Origin of the sequence: Micromonospora sp. M51, from assembly GCF_018070305.1 — a bacterium.
GTDB classification, from domain to species: domain Bacteria; phylum Actinomycetota; class Actinomycetes; order Mycobacteriales; family Micromonosporaceae; genus Micromonospora; species Micromonospora parva.
In genome coordinates this window covers 1-1,792 of sequence record NZ_JAGPXZ010001021.1, presented here as the reverse complement: position 1 = coordinate 1,792, position 1,792 = coordinate 1, and the positions used below count along the sequence as shown (strand labels likewise).

Annotated in this window: 1 protein-coding gene and 1 pseudogene; both read left to right on the top strand. The window is 74.7% G+C overall.

The window, feature by feature from the left end; all coding sequences use genetic code 11:
* Positions 1–20: 20 nt before the first annotated feature.
* Positions 21–1,262, top strand: coding sequence for a type VII secretion-associated serine protease mycosin (gene mycP / locus KBX53_RS32000; RefSeq protein WP_309140905.1), 1,242 nt, complete (start codon positions 21–23; stop codon positions 1,260–1,262).
* Positions 1,263–1,314: 52 nt separating this feature from the next.
* Positions 1,315–1,792 (top strand): annotated as a pseudogene (locus KBX53_RS31995) (PA-phosphatase); the annotation flags it as partial.

Here is a 1,792-nt window from a genome sequence, read left to right as displayed (position 1 = left end):
TCGCCGCGGCGCTCGCCGTCGTGGCACCCACCGCGGCGGCCGTGCCGGTCGCCGCGCCCACGAACGGTGGACAGCTCGCCGGCGCGCCGATGGCGTTCGCCCCCGGTGACGCCGTCGCCCGCACCGACCAGGTCCGCGATGAGCAGTGGCAGCTCGACGAGTTGCAGGCCGAAACGGCGTGGCGCAGCTCGACCGGGCGGGGCGTGACCGTGGCGGTGGTCGACTCCGGAGTGGACGGCACGCATCCCGACCTGGTCGGTCAGGTGCTCCCCGGCAAGGACCTGGTCGGCACCGGCGGCGCTCCGGGCCCGGACCCGGTGGGCCACGGCACCACTGTCGCCGGCCTGATCGCCGGGCGCAGTGACGACAAGCGGGGCGTGGTCGGCCTGGCACCGGACGCCCGGATCCTGCCGGTCCGGGTGCTGGACGAGGAGAACCGTTACGACGACGCGCTGATCGTCGCCCAGGGCGTGCGCTGGGCGGTCGACAACGGCGCCCGCGTGATCAACTTGTCGCTGGGTGGCAGCGGCGACAGCCCGGCCCTGGCCGCCGCCCTGGACTACGCGTTCGTCCGGGACGTGGTCGTGGTTGCCTGCACCGGCAACCTGGCCACCGCCACCAGCACCAAGGTCTGGGATCCGGCCCGGGAGCCGGGTGTGATCGCGGTGGCCGGTCTCGAACGCAGCAGCGACAACCTGTGGTCCGGGTCGATCACCGGCCGGGCGACGGTGCTCACCGCCCCCGCCAGCGGGCTGGTCGGCGCCAAGCCGCCCAGCGGGTACTGGCGGGTGCAGGGCACCAGCTTCGCCGCGCCGCTGGTGGCCGCGACCGCCGCGCTGGTCCGGTCCCGTTATCCGCAGATGCCGGCGGGTGAGGTGGTCAACCGGTTGTTGGCCACCGCCCGGGACCTCGGCCCGACCGGGCGGGACGACCGCTTCGGGTACGGGGTGGTCGACCCGGTGGCCGCGTTGACCGCCCAGGTGCCGCCGGTGACCGTCAACCCGCTCGACGATCAGACGTCGCCGGGCGTGACCGGCTTCGGTCCGGCGCCCGGCTCGGTCGACGACGGTCCGGTGTCCGGTGCCGGTAGCGATCCCCTGGGTCTCGCCGCGTCCGGTCAGCAGAGCCGGTGGACGGCTCGGGCGGCGGGCGGTGCGGACACCCCCGCGCCGGAGCAACTGGCGACCACCGTCGTGCTCCTGGTCGCGCTGGTCGCCGGGGCGGCGCTGGTGGTTCGCCGGCTCCGCCAGCGGACCCGTTGATCGCAGCCAACCGGTAGGCCTGACCGGCCGTCTGGTCGGGTAGAACAAGGTCATGAGGACGCACCGGCCGCCCACGCTCGCCCCCACCGGCCGGCCGTCGTGGCGGCACCGCCGATTCGACCCGGACCACGCGCTGGGGCTACGGCTCACGCTCGCCGCGACGGCGGCGTTTCTGGTGCTGGTGCCGTTCGCGCTGCTCACACTGCTGGTGCTCGACGCCTGGGCACCGCTGCACCGGTTGGACACGACGGTCACCGACGCGCTGCACGGCTACGCCCAGGATCATCCCGCGTGGGTGGTGCTGATGCGGGTCTGGACCGAGGTGTTCGCCCCGATGCCGCTGCGCGCCGTCGTCCTGCTCCTGGTGGTCTGGTTGCTGCGCCGGGGCGCCCGCCGCCTGGCCCTCTGGGCGGCCACCACCATGGTCGTCGGCGGGTTGCTCGGTCCGCTGCTCAAGCTGCTGGTCGGCCGGGACCGACCGGAGCTGCTGGACCCGGTGGCCCGGGCCGCCGGTTACTCGTTCCCCTCCG